Origin of the sequence: Pseudomonas sp. YH-1, from assembly GCF_051990045.1 — a bacterium.
Lineage (GTDB): Bacteria > Pseudomonadota > Gammaproteobacteria > Pseudomonadales > Pseudomonadaceae > Pseudomonas > Pseudomonas nicosulfuronedens.
The window spans coordinates 1,290,412-1,307,501 of sequence record NZ_CP178184.1 but is presented as its reverse complement, the minus strand read 5'-3'; the positions used below and the strand labels follow the sequence as shown (position 1 = coordinate 1,307,501).

Annotated in this window: 16 protein-coding genes; 14 read left to right on the top strand and 2 right to left on the bottom strand. The window is 65.4% G+C overall.

Features of this window, described 5'->3' with window-relative positions:
- The first annotated feature begins 443 nt into the window (after positions 1-443).
- The 7 genes from ACKI1H_RS05960 to ACKI1H_RS05930 are packed head-to-tail and all read left to right on the top strand — an operon-like array spanning position 444 to position 6,746.
- Positions 444-1,283 (top strand): FliM/FliN family flagellar motor switch protein, encoded by an 840-nt coding sequence (locus tag ACKI1H_RS05960; RefSeq protein ID WP_440467896.1) that lies wholly within the window; start codon positions 444-446, stop codon positions 1,281-1,283.
- Positions 1,280-1,651: a flagellar motor switch protein FliN gene (locus ACKI1H_RS05955; RefSeq protein WP_440467895.1), complete on the top strand. Its 372-nt coding sequence runs from the start codon at positions 1,280-1,282 to the stop codon at positions 1,649-1,651. The genes ACKI1H_RS05960 and ACKI1H_RS05955 overlap by 4 nt, the downstream gene beginning before the upstream one ends.
- Before the next feature lie 2 nt (positions 1,652-1,653).
- A complete protein-coding gene (gene fliP / locus ACKI1H_RS05950; RefSeq protein ID WP_440468828.1) occupies positions 1,654-2,421 on the top strand; it encodes a flagellar type III secretion system pore protein FliP in 768 nt (255 codons plus the stop codon).
- A gap of 22 nt (positions 2,422-2,443) precedes the next feature.
- Entirely contained in the window at positions 2,444-2,716 is a 273-nt protein-coding gene (locus ACKI1H_RS05945) for a flagellar biosynthetic protein FliQ (protein ID WP_045213351.1), read from the top strand.
- Positions 2,717-2,720: 4 nt separating this feature from the next.
- Positions 2,721-3,521, top strand: a complete 801-nt coding sequence (gene fliR / locus ACKI1H_RS05940) for a flagellar biosynthetic protein FliR (RefSeq protein WP_440467894.1) — start codon at positions 2,721-2,723, stop codon at positions 3,519-3,521.
- Positions 3,514-4,647, top strand: a complete 1,134-nt coding sequence (gene flhB, locus ACKI1H_RS05935) for a flagellar biosynthesis protein FlhB (protein ID WP_440467893.1) — start codon at positions 3,514-3,516, stop codon at positions 4,645-4,647. Before fliR ends, flhB begins: the two co-directional genes overlap by 8 nt.
- Before the next feature lie 2 nt (positions 4,648-4,649).
- The gene (locus ACKI1H_RS05930; protein WP_440467892.1) at positions 4,650-6,746 is read left to right on the top strand and encodes a flagellar biosynthesis protein FlhA; all 2,097 of its coding nucleotides are present in this window, start codon (positions 4,650-4,652) and stop codon (positions 6,744-6,746) included.
- Between the two features lie 212 nt (positions 6,747-6,958).
- Here the strand turns inward: ACKI1H_RS05930 and ACKI1H_RS05925 are convergent, their stop codons facing one another.
- Positions 6,959-7,321: a PilZ domain-containing protein gene (locus ACKI1H_RS05925; RefSeq protein ID WP_440467891.1), complete on the bottom strand. Its 363-nt coding sequence runs from the start codon at positions 7,319-7,321 to the stop codon at positions 6,959-6,961.
- Positions 7,322-7,683: 362 nt separating this feature from the next.
- On the opposite strand from ACKI1H_RS05925, the gene ACKI1H_RS05920 reads away from it, so the two are divergent.
- From ACKI1H_RS05920 to ACKI1H_RS05895, 6 genes are all read left to right on the top strand, one after another.
- Positions 7,684-8,805: a PAS domain-containing protein gene (locus ACKI1H_RS05920; protein WP_138519863.1), complete on the top strand. Its 1,122-nt coding sequence runs from the start codon at positions 7,684-7,686 to the stop codon at positions 8,803-8,805.
- Positions 8,806-8,815: 10 nt separating this feature from the next.
- A complete protein-coding gene (locus ACKI1H_RS05915) occupies positions 8,816-10,252 on the top strand; it encodes a sigma-54 interaction domain-containing protein (RefSeq protein WP_440467890.1) in 1,437 nt (478 codons plus the stop codon).
- Between the two features lie 384 nt (positions 10,253-10,636).
- The gene (locus ACKI1H_RS05910; RefSeq protein ID WP_440467889.1) at positions 10,637-11,236 is read left to right on the top strand and encodes a dimethylamine monooxygenase subunit DmmA family protein; all 600 of its coding nucleotides are present in this window, start codon (positions 10,637-10,639) and stop codon (positions 11,234-11,236) included.
- Positions 11,233-12,201 (top strand): PDR/VanB family oxidoreductase, encoded by a 969-nt coding sequence (locus tag ACKI1H_RS05905; protein ID WP_440467888.1) that lies wholly within the window; start codon positions 11,233-11,235, stop codon positions 12,199-12,201. Before ACKI1H_RS05910 ends, ACKI1H_RS05905 begins: the two co-directional genes overlap by 4 nt.
- Positions 12,202-12,215: 14 nt before the next feature.
- The gene (locus tag ACKI1H_RS05900; protein WP_138519867.1) at positions 12,216-13,232 is read left to right on the top strand and encodes a heme-dependent oxidative N-demethylase family protein; all 1,017 of its coding nucleotides are present in this window, start codon (positions 12,216-12,218) and stop codon (positions 13,230-13,232) included.
- A 109-nt stretch (positions 13,233-13,341) separates the two neighbouring features.
- The gene (locus ACKI1H_RS05895; protein ID WP_440467887.1) at positions 13,342-14,871 is read left to right on the top strand and encodes an APC family permease; all 1,530 of its coding nucleotides are present in this window, start codon (positions 13,342-13,344) and stop codon (positions 14,869-14,871) included.
- A 260-nt stretch (positions 14,872-15,131) separates the two neighbouring features.
- Here ACKI1H_RS05895 and ACKI1H_RS05890 read toward each other — a convergent pair whose 3' ends face one another.
- Positions 15,132-16,064, bottom strand: a complete 933-nt coding sequence (locus ACKI1H_RS05890) for an AEC family transporter (RefSeq protein ID WP_440467886.1) — start codon at positions 16,062-16,064, stop codon at positions 15,132-15,134.
- Between the two features lie 74 nt (positions 16,065-16,138).
- Between ACKI1H_RS05890 and ACKI1H_RS05885 the strand changes: the two genes are divergently transcribed.
- Positions 16,139-17,041 (top strand): LysR substrate-binding domain-containing protein, encoded by a 903-nt coding sequence (locus ACKI1H_RS05885; protein WP_440467885.1) that lies wholly within the window; start codon positions 16,139-16,141, stop codon positions 17,039-17,041.
- Positions 17,042-17,090: the final 49 nt, after the last annotated feature.

Below are 17,090 nucleotides of genomic sequence, written 5' to 3'. Positions count from 1 at the left end.
TCCATTCGCTAGTGCGTTCGAAAACCCTCCCTCGTTCAACGCCAGTATCGGCCGAAAAATAATATCGGCGACTGCGGAACTTGTTTACGGATTGGCTCTCTTACGGGGGCATTGCAACAACTTCGCCACAACTGAAGTCACTGCAACCTGTAACTAACTCACCCACACTAACAAGTGCCAGCACTACGCCATAGCTTCCCGCCGATTAATTTAAATCAATAGACAAAAAGTTCCGTCAAAAACAGCATTTGATATCTATTGATTTAATCGGACGACCTCAGATCGCTATCATTGCGCCACGTCAGCAGCCTGTGACGCAGCAGTCACGGGCCCCCTGACAGACAGAGCATGCCGCGAGCAACGATCAGCCGATCCCGGCGGTCATGACACCTCCCGTGTCCTTGGGCAGATGGCAGATCGAACCTGGAAGTACGACGCTGAGCATGACTGGTAAATCAAAAGTCCACCATGGCGTGCCCGCCGACAGTCTGATTCGACTGAAACCACAGAAACTCGGCCGGCATTATCACAAGATCCCGCAGTACATCAAAGAGATCTCCGGTAAATACCCGAGGATCATCAGCGACTATTTCCTGCGGCATTATCGAATCAATCTGGAACTGGATAACCTGACGATTCACGAGGAACTTCCTCGTGATCTGGAATGTTTATTCGATTCCCCCCTGGGCAAGTTCGGTTTCGCCATGGACCGTGCCCTGCTCACCGAAGTCATCGAGTGCTATTACGGCGGCACCGTGGTCGCCAATCGCGACACGCCGCCGATCAGCAGCTCCGAGCAGCGCATGCTCGACCGCCTCGGCCTGGACGTGGTGGACCTGTTCGGCCGCGCCCTGCTGATGGGCGAATCGGTCGGCCGCCTGCAGCAGATCGACCCCACTTATGAAGAAGTGCAGTGGGAGTACGTCGCCGAATTCAGTTACGTCAGCCACCTGACCGGCGAGCGATCCTCGCTCTACCTCTACCTGGACAACCCGCTGGCGGACGAACTGACCCGCCGCCTCGCCGGCCCGCCGCCACCGCGCCTCACCGGCAACCCGGTGGAGCACATCAAGCACCTGCCCCTGCGCCTGGACTGCGTGATCGCTGCGGCCAGGATGCCGCTCTCGCAAGTGCTCGGGCTCGAGCCAGGCGATGTGCTGACGATCCGCCCGCTGGAGCGCGTCGAAGTGCGGGTCAACCAGCAGAAGCTGTTCCGCGGCGCCATCTTCGAAGACGACGGCACCCTCTTCCTCTCCTCCCTGGAAAGCGTGAAAAACCCATGACCGGTTCTCTCTCCGACTCCGAGTTCGAGTCGCTGATCAACGACGGCGACCTGGGCCTCACCCAGGACGTCACCGACATCCCCGCCGAGCCTGCACGCGCGCCGCTGCCGCAGCAGGACCTGAGCTTCTTCGGCAAGATCCCGGTAAACGTCACCCTGGAAGTCGCCTCGGTGGAGATCTCCCTGAAGGAGCTGATGGACGTGGACGCCAACAGCGTGATCATCCTCGACAAGCTTGCCGGCGAGCCGCTGGACGTGAAGGTCAACGGCGCGCTGTTCGCCAAGGCCGAGGTGGTCGTGATGAACGGCAACTACGGCCTGCGCGTGCTCGAACTGTGCGGCGCCAGCCTCGACGCCCTGACTGCCTGATGATGTTGCGCCGCTCCCTGACCGGCAGATCGCTGGCCGCGCTTGGCCTGCTCATCACCGCGCTTTGCCCGCTCTACGCGCAGGCGGCCGGCGGCGAGGTCACGCTGTTCAACCTGCACGACACGGCGGACGGCCAGGCCTTCAGCGTCAAGTTGCAGATTCTCATCGTCATGACCCTGCTGGGCTTCCTCCCGGCGATGCTCATGCTGATGACCTGCTTCACCCGCTTCGTCATCGTGCTGGCGATCCTGCGCCAGGCCATCGGCCTGCAGCAGAGCCCGCCGAACAACGTGCTGGTGGGCATCGCGCTGATCATGACGCTGATGGTGATGCGCCCGGTCTGGCAGGACATCTACAGCAACGCCTACCAGCCCTTCGAGGCCGACCAGATCAGCCTGGAAGACGGCCTGGGGCACGCCAAGCAGACCCTGAGCCGCTTCATGCTGGCGCAGACCAACCGCACCTCGCTGGAGACCATGGTTTCCCTGGCCGGCGAAACCGTGCCGGAGAAACTGGAAGACCTGGACTTCTCCCTGCTGCTGCCGTCGTTCGTGCTCAGCGAGCTGAAGACGGCGTTCCAGCTGGGCTTCATGATCTTCATCCCGTTCCTGGTGATCGACCTGGTGGTGGCCAGCGTGCTGATGGCGATGGGCATGATGATGCTCTCGCCAATGATGATCTCGCTGCCGTTCAAGCTGATGATCTTCGTGCTGGTGGACGGCTGGGCCCTGATGATGGGCACGCTGACCAGCAGTGTGCAGCCGTTCTAGCGGCCCTGACGGAAACCACGCCATGCTCACTCCGGAAAGCGCCGTCGACATCGTCTCCAACGCCGTGCACATCACTGCGCTGATCGTCTGCGTGCTGATCGTGCCAAGCCTGATCGGCGGCCTGCTGGTGAGCATTTTCCAGGCGGCTACGCAAATCAACGAGCAAATGCTCAGCTTCCTGCCGCGCCTGCTGATCACCCTGGGAATGCTGGTGTTCGCCGGCCACTGGATACTGCGCACGCTCTCGGAACTGTTCATCGAATCCTTCCACCAGGCGGGCCGACTGGTCGGCTGATGCCATGCAGCAAGGTGCATCCCTCCTGCAGGCCTTCGACACCCTGCAGACATTGCAGGCCTGGTGGTGGCCCTTCTGCCGGATCATGGCGGTGTTCGCCCTGGCGCCGATCTTCAGCCACAAGGCGATCCCCATGCGCCTGCGCATCCTCCTCGGCCTGGCGCTGACCGTCGCCCTGGGCGCCGCGCTACCGCGCCCGCCGGCCATCGATCCGCTGTCCGCACAGGGCCTGCTGGTGGCGCTGGAGCAGATCGCCTTCGGTCTGATGCTGGGGCTTTCGCTGATGCTGGTGTTCACCGTGTTCACCCTGGTGGGCGATATGATCTCCACCCAGCTGGGCCTGAGCATGGCGGTATACAACGACCCCATGAACGGCGTGTCGTCGTCCTCGATCTTCTACCAGCTGTACTTCATCCTGCTGGTGTTCCTGTTCCTCTCCATCGACGGCCACCTGCTGGTGGTGAGCATCCTCTACCAGAGCTTCGTCTACTGGCCGGTGGGCAGCGGGCTGCACTACCTGGGCCTGGAGTCGGTGGCCGGCAGCCTCGCCTGGGTGTTTTCCGCCGCGGTGCTGATCACCCTGCCGGTGGTGTTCTGCATGACCCTGGTGCAGTTCTGCTTCGGCCTGCTCAACCGCATCTCGCCGGCGCTCAACCTGTTCTCCTTGGGGTTTCCCATGGCGATCCTGGCGGGCCTTGCGTGCATCTGGCTGACCCTGCCGGACATCCCCGAGAACTACCTGAAACTCACCCGCCAGCTGCTCGACGCCATCGGTGTGATCTTCCGCGAGGGGCGCCATGGCTGAACAGCACAGCGCCCAGGAGAAAACCGAAGAAGCCTCCCAGCAGAAGCTGAAAAAGAGCCGCGAGGATGGCCAGGTCAGCCGCTCCAAGGACCTCTCCACCACCCTCTCCTTGCTGGCCACGCTGGTTGCCCTGAAGTTCTGCGTCGAGCATTTCTATGAAGGCCTGAAGCAAGGCTTCGCGCTGTCCTTCATCGACCACAGAAATAGCGAGATCGGCCTGGACGACCTGCCGCTCGTACTCGGCCATCACCTGGTGCTGTTCATCACCACGCTGCTGCCGCTGCTGGTCACGCCGCTGCTGGTGGTGCTGTTCTCGATGATCCCCGGTGGCTGGATCTTCTCCAGCAAGAACTTCATGCCCAGGCTGTCCAAGCTCAACCCCATCACCGGGCTGGGGCGCATCTTCTCGCTGCAGAACTGGACCGAGCTGGCCAAGTCGCTGCTGAAGATCGCCGTGCTGATCGTCGTCGCCGTCTACCAATTGCATGGCGCCCTGCCCGGCCTGCTCGCCCTGCAGCGCAGCAACGTGCACAGCGCCATCGCCGCCGCCTTCGGCACTTTCTACGACATCACGCTTTCACTGCTGGTGGTGTTCATTCTGTTCTCGGTCATCGATATCCCGATCCAGTATTTCTTCTTCAAGAAGAAGCTGCGCATGACCAAGCAGGAGCGCAAGGAAGAACACAAGAACCAGGAAGGTCGCCCGGAAGTGAAGGCGCGCATCCGCCAGTTGCAGCGCCAGCTGGTGCACCGGCAGATCAGCAAGACGATCAAGACCGCCGACGTGGTGATCGTGAACCCGGTGCACTTCGCCGTGGCGCTGCGCTACGACCCGAAGAAGGCCCAGGCGCCCTATGTGGTCGCCAAGGGTCTGGACGAGACCGCGCTGTACATCCGCAAGATGGCCAAGGCCCACGAGCTGGAAGTGCTCGAACTGCCGCCACTGGCGCGCGCCATCTATGCCACCACCCAGGTGAACCAGCAGATCCCCGCGCAGCTGTACAAGGCCGTGGCCCACGTCCTCACCTACATCCTCCAGCTCAAGGCCTGGCGCTCCGGGCGCCGTGAACGCCCGGAGCTGATCCGAAACGTCCCCATTCCCGATGAACTGCTGAACAGAGTCTGACCATGCGCCTACTGCAGTCACTATTGCCGACCTTCCAGAGCGGCCGCATCGGCATCCCGCTGATCATCCTGTCGATCCTCTCGATGATCATCCTGCCGCTGCCGCCGTTGGTGCTGGACGCCCTGTTCACCTTCAACATCGTGGTGGCGATCCTGGTGCTGCTGGTCAGCGTGTCGTCGAAGAGCCCGCTGGACTTCTCGCTGCTGCCCACGGTGATCCTGGTCACCACGCTGCTGCGCCTGACCCTGAACGTCGCCTCCACCCGCGTGGTGCTGCTCGACGGCCACACCGGCACGGGCGCGGCGGGCAAGGTGATCGAAGCCTTCGGCCACGTGGTGATCGGCGGCAACTTCATCGTCGGCCTGATCGTCTTCGTGATCCTGATGATCATCAACTTCATGGTCATCACCAAGGGCGGCGAGCGCATCTCCGAGGTGACCGCACGCTTCACCCTGGACGCCTTGCCCGGCAAGCAGATGGCCATCGACGCCGACCTCAACGCCGGCCTGATCGACCAGAACGAAGCCAAGCGCCGGCGCTCGGAAGTGGCCAAGGAAGCCGACTTCTACGGCGCGATGGACGGAGCCTCCAAATTCGTCCGGGGCGACGCCATCGCCGGCATCCTGATCCTGCTGATCAACCTGTTCGGCGGCCTGGCCATCGGCGTGTTCGTCTACGACCTGCCGGCGGGCGCAGCCTTCCAGCGCTACGCCCTGCTGACCATCGGCGACGGCCTGGTGGCGCAGATCCCGGCGCTGCTGCTGTCCACCGCGGCGGCGATCATCGTCACGCGGGTCAACGAATCGGCGGAAATCACCAGCCTGGTGCGCCGGCAGATGCTGGCCTCGCCGTCGCTGCTCTACACCGTCGCCGGCATCCTCGTGGTGCTCGGCCTGGTGCCGGGCATGCCGCACATCGCGTTCTTCGCCTTCGCCGCACTGGTGGCCTTCATCGCCTGGCGCCTGTCGCTGGCGGGCCCGCCGGCCGAGGCGCAGACGCTGGAGCAGACGCAAGCGCTGACGCACGCCATGGACCAGGAGCGCGCCCAGCAGCTAGGCTGGGAAGACATCCCGCTGGTGGAGCGGCTGTCGATCTCGCTGGGCTACAAGCTGGTCAGCCTGGTCAACGAAGCCAGCGGCGCGCCGCTGCCGCAACGGATTCGCGGGGTACGCCAGACGCTGTCGGAGAACCTCGGCTTCCTCCTGCCGGAAGTGCAGATCCGCGACAGCCTGCGCCTGAAGGCCTCGCAGTACGCCATCCACATCAACGGCGAGCGTATCGACGGCGCGGAAATCCACGCCGACCGGCTGATGGCGATACCCTCGCCGGAGCTCTACGGCGAGATCGACGGCATCCTCGGCGTCGACCCGGCGTACCGCATGCAGGTGGTGTGGATTCTCCCGGCGGACAAGTCACGTGCGCTGAACCTGGGCTACCAGGTGATCGACTGTGCCAGCGTGGTCGCCACACACCTGAACAAGGTGGTGCGCGAGCACCTGCCGGACATCTTCAAGCACGACGACGTCGAGCACCTGATGCAACGCCTGACCCTGCAGACGCCCAAGCTGGCCGAATCGCTGAAGGCGCAACTGACCTATTCGCAGCAGCACCGGGTGTTCCGCCAGCTGCTCCAGGAAGAGGTCGCGCTGAAGGACATCGTCACCATCGCCAGCGCCCTGCTCGAAGGCAGCGAAACCACCAAGGACCCGGTACTGCTGGCTTCCGACGTGCGCTATGCGCTGCGCCGCAGCATCGTTTCCTCGATTGCCGGCGACCGCCCGGAGCTGACCGTGTTCGTCCTGGAGAACGCCCTGGAGAACACCCTGCTCGGCGCCCTGAGCATCGCCCAGCAGGCCGGCCCGGTGAGCCTGGACAACATTCCGGTGGAGCCCAGCCTGCTCAACCAGCTGCAGCACAGCATGCCGGTGGTGAAGGAAAAACTGCGCAAGGAAGGCCACCCGCCGATCCTCACCGTGATGCCGCAACTGCGGCCGCTGCTGGCCCGTTATGCGCGGGTGTTCAGCCCGGGGTTGCACGTGCTGTCGCAGAACGAGATTCCGGAGCGGGTGGGGGTGCAGATATTGGGGACGCTGGGGTGATGTCTGTCTGAGAGTTCGGCGCGGGGCTTTGCACCCTCTCCCCCGCCCTCTCCCCCGCCCTCTCCCTGAAGGGAGAGGGAGCTGTTCGGCGATCCTCGGATAAATCGGTGTCAGCCGGCAAACGCAAGAGCATCAGCCCGCTCGGGACAGTCCCCTCTCCCTTCAGGGAGAGGGTTAGGGAGAGGGCCAGCCCGAGCGCCGGGCCACCCCCTTCAAGACAACCGCGCCCGCCCCAGCAGACTGCGGTTGAAACTCACCGACATCGAGCTCACCAGCTCGGTGAACGCCGCGCTCGGCCGGTCCAGCTTGAAGCCCTGTTCGAAGCGCACGTTCTTCGCGTCCTTCTTCGACCACTGGCAGATTGCGGTGATGTCCACCGAGCGCGTGTGATCCTCGCGCACCGGGATCTCCAGGCGCATGTCGTAGCAGCTGCCCGGCGCCAGCGGCTCCTCGGTCACCAGCCGCAGGCCACCCATCGAGACGTCCAGGACCACCCCCATGGGGTCGCCGCTCAGGCGGTTGGTCACGTTGATCTGGCCGATGTGGCGGAAGGTCAAACGACGGTGCTTGCGCATGGCGGCCTCTTGTAGGGAACGGGCTCTGGGACGGGCGCCTCGGGGAACGAAACGCGCGCGCATCCTAGCAGCGACAGCGGCTCAAACGAACTCAAAAGCTATCAACTGGCCAGTATTTGGCGCGAAACCACCGCGCCTTCCATCGCCCGGCGCGCTGCTGCAATGACGCAGCAGGTAATCTGCCCCGATGCGCTGCGCGAATGCGCAGAGTGCTGCGATTTTGCATACACCCCTCCACGCCACCCCACGGCGTCTGGGCGTTTCCGGCTGGCATGCAACATGCCTTGCTCATCCTGCGGACCGCCTGGCGGCCGCACCGTCGTGTTGGAAATTTGCATCGGAGATCTGCCTTGGAGGGACAAATGGACCCGCTGAAACTGCTGCTGGACAGGGGCCTGCTGCTGTCCGACAGCCTGACGTCCCAGGGACGCTTCATCGAAGTTTCCGCCGAACAGACCGACCAGCTCGGCTACGCGCCCGGCTCGCTCGATGGCCAGGCCGCCGAGCTGATCTACACCGCCGACTCGCTGAACGCGCTGATGCAACTGTTCGCCAGCCCGCCGGCGGACGAGCGCGTGCAGGACCTGGAGCTGACGCTGATCCGCCACAACGGCGGCCTGCTGCCGGTGCTCGCCAGCGGCGTGCTGCAATGGCGCGACGGCGAGCCGGCGCGCCTGCACCTGGTGAAGATGCCGCTGGGGCCGATCAGCCGCCGCCTGGGCGAACTGCAGAGCGCCAACGAAGTGATGAGCCAGATGCTCTTCAGCGCACGGGTGGCCTACTGGTGCATCGAGTTCGCCGAATCGGTGGACGTGCGCGAGACCCCCGATGAGATCGTCCGCCAGGTGTTCGAAAACCGCTCCTACTGGCGCATGTGCAACCGCGCCATGGCCAACATCTACGAGATGCCCGCCGACGTCGATTTCAGCGAGCAACCGGTGCGCCTGTACTGGCCGCGCAGCCCGGCCAACGAAGAGTTCGTGCGGCGCCTGATCGAAGCGGAATTCCACGTCGATGGCGCGCTGTCGGTGGACCGCCGCCACGACGGCTCGCCGGCCTACGTGGAGAACGACGTGCGCGCCAGCATCCACAATGGCCGCCTGCTGCGCATGTGGGGCAGCCTGCGCGACGTCAGCCAGGAGCTGCGCATGCAGCACGACGCCGAGCAGCGCATCGAAGCGCTGCGCCGGGTGTTCGACGCGGTGCCCGACGCCGTGCTGGTGATCGACGAGGCAGCCCAGCCGCAATGGCGCAACGCCGCCTTCGAGCAGACCTTCGGCATCACTCGCGCGGCCGGGCTGGCCTCGACGCTGAACCGCATGCCGCTCCCCGAACGCACCTGGCAGGTGCTCGACCTGCCCGACCAGTTCGGCAACTACCAGTCCTTCAACAGCCACTGCTCGCGCATCCTTATCCGTGAGGGCGTGGCCTGGCGCGTCTTCGTGCTGCGCTTGGCGAACAAGGCGACGGAGCTGCATCCATGAGCAAAGAAGCATGAGCGAAGAAGGCTTCTTCGCTCCCTTGCGCATGGGCATGCGCTCGTCGGTCAGTGCGTCGGCGGAGATGCTTTCCGCGCTGCTGGAAACACCCGCGCTGCACGCCCTGCTCGACAGTTTCAGCGAGGCACTGATCGTCTGCGACGGCGACTCGCGGGTGCGCTTCATCAACCTCGCGGCAGAACGCGTCAACCGCGTCACCCGCGTCGATGTACTGGGCCTGCCGGACGTGGACTTCTTCCAGCGCTCGGCGCTGCAGTTCGACGACTTCCAGCAGGCCCTGCGCCGTGGCGGCAAGAGCGCGCTGACCCGCTCGCGCGATGGCCGGGTGTTCCTCACCCGCGCCCAGGCGGTGCCGACGACGGCCTATGAGAAGCCCTACTGCCTGCTGATCCAGCGCGAATACGAGCCGGGCACCGCCGGCAGCCTGCGCAGCCCTTCCGGGCGCGCTTCGACCACCGACCTGCAGGGCCTGGGCGACCCGCAGGACAATGCCCTGCACATGTCGCCGCTGCTCTCCTCCATCGCCGACATGGGCGTGCGCGCCTTCCGCCGCCGCGCGCGCCTGCTGCTGCTCGGCGAGCCCGGCGTCGGCAAGACCGCCATCGCCCGGCACATCCACCGCGCCGCCGGCTGGGGCGACCGGCCCTTCATCGACGTGAACTGCGCGAGCATCCCGGAAACCCTGTTCGAGTCGGAGATGTTCGGCTACGAGCGCGGCGCCTTCACCGGCGCGCTGCAGTCGGGCAAGCGCGGCTATATCGAAAGCGCCTCGGGCGGCACGCTGTTCCTCGACGAGATCGGCGAGATCCCGCTGCAGGTGCAGGCCAAGCTGCTCAAGTTCCTGGAAGACGGCACCATCCAGCCGGTGGGTTCGCCGCTGTCGAAACAGGTCCAGGTGCAGGTGATCGCCGCCACCAACAAGGACTTGCGCGCCCAGGTGGCGGCCGGCGAATTCCGCGCCGACCTCTACTACCGCCTGGCCGTACTGCCGGTGGAGATTCCGCCGCTGCGCGCCCACCGCGACGACCTGCCGGTGCTGATGGACATCCTCCTGGCCCGCATCAACCGCGACCGCCAGCCGCCGCTGCGACTTGCCTCGGGCTGCCGCGAGCGCCTGCTGGGCTACGACTACCCCGGCAACATCCGCGAGCTGGTGAACATCTTCGAGCGCCTCGCCGTGCTGGCCGACGACGTGGCGGAAGAGCTGCACCTGCCGCCGGAACTGCTCGGCGCACCGCCAGCCGGCAGCCCCGTCGCGCTCGACGAGCCGGCTGCGGCCATCGACGACCAGCCGCTCAAGACCCAGGTGCAACGCTACGAGCGCCAGGTGATCCTGCGCGCGGTGCGCCTGTGCGGCAGCAAGCGCAAGGCAGCGATCCACCTGGGCATCGACGTCGGCACGCTGATTCGCAAGTTGCAGCGCGACGACTGAACGTCCTCCGCTCCCGTAGGATGGGTGGAGCGGAGCGATACCCATGCTGTCTACGCATCGAATCGATGGGTATCGCTACGCTCCACGCCATCCTACGGTTACGCCTCCCTTCAATACCTGCGCTGGACCATTCGGTCACGCCGCGTTGCTGCGTCCGGCAGAAGTGCCCCTGCGACAATCCACCGCTGCAAGCCTGCCTACAGGCGTTGTCATTTCTGCTTACACCTGTGAATTGGATTTTTAACTTTATCCTTTAATTTCAATAACTTAACTATTTGGCACAGTCTGTGCCCTGTCTCCTGCGACCCGTGACCGTGCACGGGTCCTCGAATCGCGCTGGCGTTCTGACCACAGAGCGCCGGCAGTTCTGGAGGCACAAGAATAATGCTCATCACAGGTATCAAGAGCCGGCCGGTCTACGACCAGTTGCGCCCGCTCGACGGTGGCAACCACCACATCATCGCCGGCCAGGGCAGCGGCGGCGGCGCCATGCTCCGTCTGCTCGCCGAGATGCCGCGCACCGCGCCCATCCGCGTGCTGTATTCCAGCGAATCGTTCTCCGGCCAGGATCACCTCGCCGCGCTGCGCGACATCACTGACATCGAGCTGTCGATCTACCCGAGCAACCGCGCGCTGGTCGATGACCTGCACGCCCTGCTGGGCCAGTCACGCATGGGTACCCGCCTGTACCTGGCCGGCTCCGAGAGCTTCATCGGCACCGCCATGCAGGCCGCCGACGCGATCAACCTGAACAGGGACGAAGTGCTGCGCGAGCACGCCGGCTCCTTCGTGCGTCGCGTCTGGTGCGTGCATTGCGACGGCTACACCGAGAACGTCACCCAGCGCGTATTCGACTGCCCGCATTGCGCCCGCACCCTGGTGGTCCGCGATCACTACTCCCGCCGCCTCGCCGCCTTCCAGGCCGTGAAGGCCGACGCCGAAGTCCCCGGCGAGCTGCCGGAAGCCGAGGAGCTCGACACATGAGCCAGTCCAACGGAACCCTGAATGTCCGCGTCACCCGAATCGAGCAGGTGACCCCGGAGATCAAGCGCTTCACCCTGGCCTCTACCGACGGCGCGCACCTGACCCCGTTCTCCGGCGGCAGCAACGTCGTGGTGCTGATGCCCCACGCCAGCGGCACCTACCGCAACGCCTACTCGCTGATGAGTTCGCCCTACGACGCCAGCGCCTACCAGATCGCCGTGCGCCGCGTGGAAGAAGGCCGTGGCGGCTCGAAGCACATGCACGACGTGGTGAAGGAAGGCGACGAGCTGGAAATCCTCCGCCCGGTGAACCTGTTCCCGTTGAGCAAGCATGCGCGCCTGCACCTGTTCATCGCCGGCGGCGTGGGTATCACCCCGGTGTGCTCGCAGTTGGCCGAACTGCGCCTGCGTGGCACGCCCTTCGAAGTACACCTGGCAGTGCGCGGCGACGCCCACGCACGCCTGGGTGAAGAGCTGCTGCAGGAATACGGCGATGCCGTACGCCTGTACCGCGACGAGCGTGGCGAACGCCTGAACATTTCCGAAGTACTGGCCGACCGGCCGCTGGGCAGCGACGTGTATGTCTGCGGCCCCGAGGGCATGATCCAGGCGACCATCGATGCCGCCCACGCCCACGGCTGGACCGACAGCCACATCCACTACGAGCGCTTCCTCGAACAGGGCAGTGTCGGCGAGGCGTTCCAGGTCACCCTGGCGCGCAGCGGCGCGACCATCGACGTGTCGCCCGACCAGAGCCTGCTGGAGGCCGCCGAGGCCGCCGGCCACGAAATCCCCTACCTGTGTCGCGGCGGCGCCTGCGGCATGTGCGAGACCAACGTCCTCGAACTGGATGGCGAAATCCTCCACACCGACGACTGGCTGTCCGACGAGGACAAGGCCGCCAACAACAAGATCATGCCCTGCGTGTCGCGTGCCAAGTGCTCGCGGCTGGTCATCGACTGCTGAGCCGGAGAACGACCATGACCATCCAATTCCGCCCCGACGAAACCTACCGCGACGACTACACCTACGCCAACAGCCAGGCCTGCATCGACCGCGCGCCCTGGCCCTTCCCGGACGATGAGTACATGTACTCGATGAACCTGGAGCCGCACGTCAGCGTGGGCAATGACGCCTTCCGCGCGGTGTTCGACATCGACGAGCACTACATCAGCGAGTGCCGCGACCGTGCGATCACCCTGGAGAAGGACCCGGGCATGCACTACGTCTCCGCGCCGCACATGATGGAGGCGCAGTGGGACCTGCTCGAGCTGATCATGGAGGCCTACGCCAAGGACTACCCGGAGTACTTCTCCCTGGAGAAGGACGGCACCCGCTGGCACTGGACCAACAAGCTGCTGAACATCGACGACACCTTCACCTTCGGTGATCCGTCGACCCTGCCCTACGAGCCGATGGAGTACGTCACCCGCCAGGCCCAGGGCGACTGGGTGCTGCAGGAAGAGCGCGACGGCACCCTGTACTGGGGCGCGGGCATCGCCACCCAGCGCGCCGACTATTCGCTGCGCTTCAACCTGGGCATGGCCTGGCACGAGTTCCACGGCCCGGTGCCGCTGGTAAAGGAAACCGGCATGCTCGACCGCGCGCTGAAGTTCCTCCTGCGCCTGCGCAACGGCCACCCGGTGCGCCGCCTGAACTGGTCGCTGACCGTCAACCCGCGCCTGGATGTGTCCGCCGAGTCCCTGCCCGAATGGGCGCCGGACCGCACCACGGTGACCGCCGAGAACGCAGGGCAGAAGGTCTACTTGCGCATCGAGCTGCAACCGCTGCACCGTCTGCCGCGCAGCAACGCCATCGTGTTCCCGATCCGCACCTACCTGCTGAGCCTGGAAGACATCGCCACCAACCCGGCGTGGGCCAAGCGCATGCACCGCGTGCTCAAGTCCCTCGACCAGCAGCTGGTCGACTACAAGGGCTTCACCCGCTACCACCAGCAGGCCGTGGAGTGGCTCTCGCAGTACGACGACGGCCAGTAAGCGCCTAGCAAAAACACACAACTACAAACCCGAAAAGGGAACCGGCGGGCGTCGTGAGGCCCGCCGGCCGATTGCCTTCTGCCCATCAACCCCCTGAGAGGAAACAACGATGAGTGGGTCCCCTGCCAAGCGTGCCGCTGGCGTTACCGATCAAGATGCCGAGCAGCTCGCCGCCCTCGGCTACAGCTCCAACTTCGAACGCAGCATGAGCCTGTGGGAGAACTTCTCCCTGGGCTTCACCTATCTGTCGCCCGTCGTGGGCGTCTACACCCTGTTCGGCCTGTGCCTGGCCGCCGGTGGGCCGCCGATGTTCTGGTCCTACCTGCTGATCGGCCTGGGCCAGTTGCTGGTGTGCCTGATCTTCGGCGAGATCGTCTCGCAGTTCCCCATCTCCGGTGGCGTCTACCCCTGGGCGCGACGCCTGGTGGGCAAGCGTTGGGCGTGGATGGTCGGCTGGGTCTACGCCTGGGCGCTGTGCGCGACCATTGCCGGCGTATCCGTCGGCGCCGGTCCGTACCTTGCCGCGTTGCTGGGCTTCGAGCCGAGCGCCGACGTCAGCATCTACATTGCCCTGGTGCTAATCCTGGTTTCCACCGGCCTGAACCTGGTGGGCACCAAGCTGCTGGCGCGGGTCGCGATGTTCGGCTTCCTCTGCGAGCTGATCGGCGCAATCCTGGTCGGCGGCTACCTGCTGATCTTCGAGCGCCACCAGAGCTTCAGCGTGCTGTTCGATACCTTCGATCTGGGCAGCAACGGCTCCTACTTGCCGGCGTTCCTCGCCGCCTCCCTCGCCGGCCTGTTCCAGTACTACGGCTTCGAGGCCTGCGGTGACGTCGCCGAGGAAACCCCCAACCCCGGCAAGCGCATTCCCAAGGCGATGCGCATGACCATCTACATCGGTGGCGCCGCCGCAATGTTCGCCTGCCTGGCGCTGATCCTCTCGGTGCCGGATATGCACAAGGTGCTCAACGGCGAGGATACCGATCCGGTCTCCACGATCCTGGCCAACGCGTTCGGCCCGGTGGGCTCGCGCCTGGTGATGGCAGTGGTGCTGGTGTCGTTCATCTCCTGCGTGCTCAGCCTGCAGGCCGCCGCCAGCCGCCTGCTGTTCGCCTATGCCCGCGACGAGATGATCGTCGGCAGCCGCGTACTGCAGCGCCTGTCCGCCAATCATGTGCCGTCCACCGCGCTGGTGGTCAGCGGCGTCGTGCCGGCGGCCATCGTCTGCCTGGGCCTGTTCATGGCCGATGCGACCGCGACCATCGTCGGCTTCGCCGCCATCGGCATCTACGTGGCCTTCCAGCTGATCGTGATCGCTGCGCTGATCGCCCGTGCCAAGGGCTGGGTGCCCGGCGGCCAGTTCACCCTCGGCCCGTGGGGCACGCTGGTGAACGTCGGCGCGCTGATCTACGGCCTGGGCGCCATCGTCAACATGGTCTGGCCGCGCAGCCCGGATGCACCTTGGTACATCAACTACTCGATGATCCTCACCACCGTCGTGGTGCTGGGCGCGGGCTGGCTCTACATGCTGCTGGCCAAGCCCTACGACAAGGGCACAGCTCCGGCGGGCGACGCCCACCGGATCTCCGGCCGCCAACGATCCGAGCGCGCTTCGGGCGCGCTGACCGAACCGGCTTGATCGCAACGTTGACGCAATTCGGGCCATACGCCTGAGGGGCTGCGTCTGGATCGTCACCTTTCCCCGGTGACGGTCCCCTGCGTTTGCGCAACGGACCGCCATCCCCGCGATGGCCGGTCCGTTTTTTTATGCCCGGCGACGCGGCTTTGCAGGATGGGTGGAGCTTGCGATACCCATGTTGTCCGCGCGCCGAATCGATGGGTATCGCTGCGCTCCACCCATCCTACGATCAATCCCCTCCCGAACGATTGCGCCAGGGCTCAGCGGGCAATCCACAGCAGGCACAGCGAGAGCGTCACCAACGAGCCCAGGGTGGACAGCAGAATGCTCCGCGATACCACCGCCGCTTCGCGCTGGTAGTACTCGGCGAGCATGAACGGCCCGGTGCCGGTGGGCAGTGCGCTGAGCAGCAGCGCCGAATCCGCCCACAACGGCGGCAGGTCAAAGACCTTGTAGGCAAGGAAACCCGTGAGCAGCGGCTGGCCGATCAGCTTGATCGCCACCAGCGGCCAGGCACCGACCTGCTCGCCGCCTTCCTGGCGCTGCGCCAGGAACAGGCCGAGGGAGACCAGCGCGCAGGGTGTGGTGGCAGCGGCGAGCATGTCGAGGAAGTGCAGCAACGGCGCAGGCAGACCCATGCCCGCCACCGCCCAAAACCCGCCGATGATCGGCGACACCACCAGCGGGTTCTTGCCCAGCGCCTTGGTCACCACCCACACGGCGCGGCCGATGTGCTTTTCCTCCTGCAGGCCGACCTCGATGCACACCACCGAGATGGCGAACAGCACGCAGACCACCAGCAGCGAGGCGATCAGCGCCGGCTCCAGGCCGTCCTGGCCGAACACCAGCAGGCACAGCGGGATGCCCATGTAGCCGGTGTTGGCGTAGGACGCGCTGAGGCCGTCGATGCTGGCCGCCGGCAGCGGTCGCCCCTGCAGCAGGCGCCAGACCAATGTGGCGAAGAACACCAGCAGGCAACCGCCGGTGAAAGCGGCAAGGAAACCTGGCTGCCAGATTTCCGCCCAGGTTGCTGTGGCGGTGACCTTGAAAAGCAGCGCCGGCAGGCACAGCCAGACCACCAGCTTGTTCACCTCCGACGCCGCCTGCGGGCCGAGTCGGTTGGTACGCCGGCACAGCCAGCCCACCAGGATCAGCGCGAAGATCGGCAGGACGACGGCGAACACGGTGTGCATGGCAGGGAACCTGGAGAGCGGGAGCGGCAGGCGAGAATAGGGTTGCCAATCGATACCGTCCAATGCTTACTAGAATGCCCATTCATACCCAATCCGTATCGATGATCGACTTCCGCCAGTTGCGCTATTTCATCGCCCTTGCCGAGCACCTGCACTTCGGCCGCGCCGCCGAGGCGCTGCACATCACCCAGCCACCGCTGAGCCGGCAGATCGCCGCACTGGAAGAAGAACTGGGCACGCCGCTGTTCGCCCGGCATTCGCGCTCGGTGGAGCTGACCGCCGCCGGCCGCGACTTCCAGCAGCACGCCCGAGCGCTGCTCGCCGGCCTCGACCTCGCCGTGCGTTCGGCGAGCGCCACGGCACGCGGAGAGCGCGGCGAGCTGCGCATCGGCTTCACCATGCTGGCCGCGTGGACGTTGTTGCCGCGCCTGCTGAAAGCCTTCGCCGACGGCCACCCGGAGGTGAAGCTGGTGCTCAACGAGATGCTCCCGCGCGACCTGGGCCCGGCACTGGATAGCGGCGAAGTGGACGTAGCGTTGACCTTCCCCGAGCGCGAACCGGGCCAGCGGCTCTATCGCACGCTGCAGCGCGAACCGCTGTGCGCGGTGCTGCCAGCCGATCATGGCCTGGCGCAGGAAGCGGAGCTGGACGTGGCGGAGCTGTCCGGCGAACCCTTCATCACCTTCCCGCCGGCCACTGCGCCAGCGCTGCACGAGTCGGTGATGGGCTGCTGCCGCCTGCATGGCTTCGCCCCGGCGGTGCGCATGGAGACGCATCTGCAGCAGACCATCGTCAACCTGGTGGCCGAGGGGCTGGGTGTATCGCTGGTACCGGACTCGATGCGCCGAATGCAGTTGCCCGGCGTGGCCTTCCGCGCCATCGCGCAATCGCCGCAGGTGGAATACGGCGCGGCCTGGAGCCCGCACAACGACAACCCTTGCCTGGCGGCTTTCCTGCGTAGCGTGGGGGCAGTTTGATCCTGGCCCTGCGGCCCCTGTAGGAGCGAGCTTGCTCGCGAACCGCCGA

Excerpts from the sequence above, each read along its gene's own strand:
- ACKI1H_RS05960 (WP_440467896.1), top strand. The coding sequence starts at position 444 with ATGACTGGTAAATCAAAAGTCCACCATGGCGTGCCCGCCGACAGTCTG.
- ACKI1H_RS05955 (WP_440467895.1), top strand. The coding sequence starts at position 1,280 with ATGACCGGTTCTCTCTCCGACTCCGAGTTCGAGTCGCTGATCAACGAC.
- fliP (WP_440468828.1), top strand. The coding sequence starts at position 1,654 with ATGTTGCGCCGCTCCCTGACCGGCAGATCGCTGGCCGCGCTTGGCCTG.
- ACKI1H_RS05945 (WP_045213351.1), top strand. The coding sequence starts at position 2,444 with ATGCTCACTCCGGAAAGCGCCGTCGACATCGTCTCCAACGCCGTGCAC.
- fliR (WP_440467894.1), top strand. The coding sequence starts at position 2,721 with ATGCAGCAAGGTGCATCCCTCCTGCAGGCCTTCGACACCCTGCAGACA.
- flhB (WP_440467893.1), top strand. The coding sequence starts at position 3,514 with ATGGCTGAACAGCACAGCGCCCAGGAGAAAACCGAAGAAGCCTCCCAG.
- ACKI1H_RS05930 (WP_440467892.1), top strand. The coding sequence starts at position 4,650 with ATGCGCCTACTGCAGTCACTATTGCCGACCTTCCAGAGCGGCCGCATC.
- ACKI1H_RS05925 (WP_440467891.1), bottom strand. The coding sequence starts at position 7,321 with ATGCGCAAGCACCGTCGTTTGACCTTCCGCCACATCGGCCAGATCAAC.
- ACKI1H_RS05920 (WP_138519863.1), top strand. The coding sequence starts at position 7,684 with ATGGACCCGCTGAAACTGCTGCTGGACAGGGGCCTGCTGCTGTCCGAC.
- ACKI1H_RS05915 (WP_440467890.1), top strand. The coding sequence starts at position 8,816 with ATGAGCGAAGAAGGCTTCTTCGCTCCCTTGCGCATGGGCATGCGCTCG.
- ACKI1H_RS05910 (WP_440467889.1), top strand. The coding sequence starts at position 10,637 with ATGCTCATCACAGGTATCAAGAGCCGGCCGGTCTACGACCAGTTGCGC.
- ACKI1H_RS05905 (WP_440467888.1), top strand. The coding sequence starts at position 11,233 with ATGAGCCAGTCCAACGGAACCCTGAATGTCCGCGTCACCCGAATCGAG.
- ACKI1H_RS05900 (WP_138519867.1), top strand. The coding sequence starts at position 12,216 with ATGACCATCCAATTCCGCCCCGACGAAACCTACCGCGACGACTACACC.
- ACKI1H_RS05895 (WP_440467887.1), top strand. The coding sequence starts at position 13,342 with ATGAGTGGGTCCCCTGCCAAGCGTGCCGCTGGCGTTACCGATCAAGAT.
- ACKI1H_RS05890 (WP_440467886.1), bottom strand. The coding sequence starts at position 16,064 with ATGCACACCGTGTTCGCCGTCGTCCTGCCGATCTTCGCGCTGATCCTG.
- ACKI1H_RS05885 (WP_440467885.1), top strand. The coding sequence starts at position 16,139 with ATGCCCATTCATACCCAATCCGTATCGATGATCGACTTCCGCCAGTTG.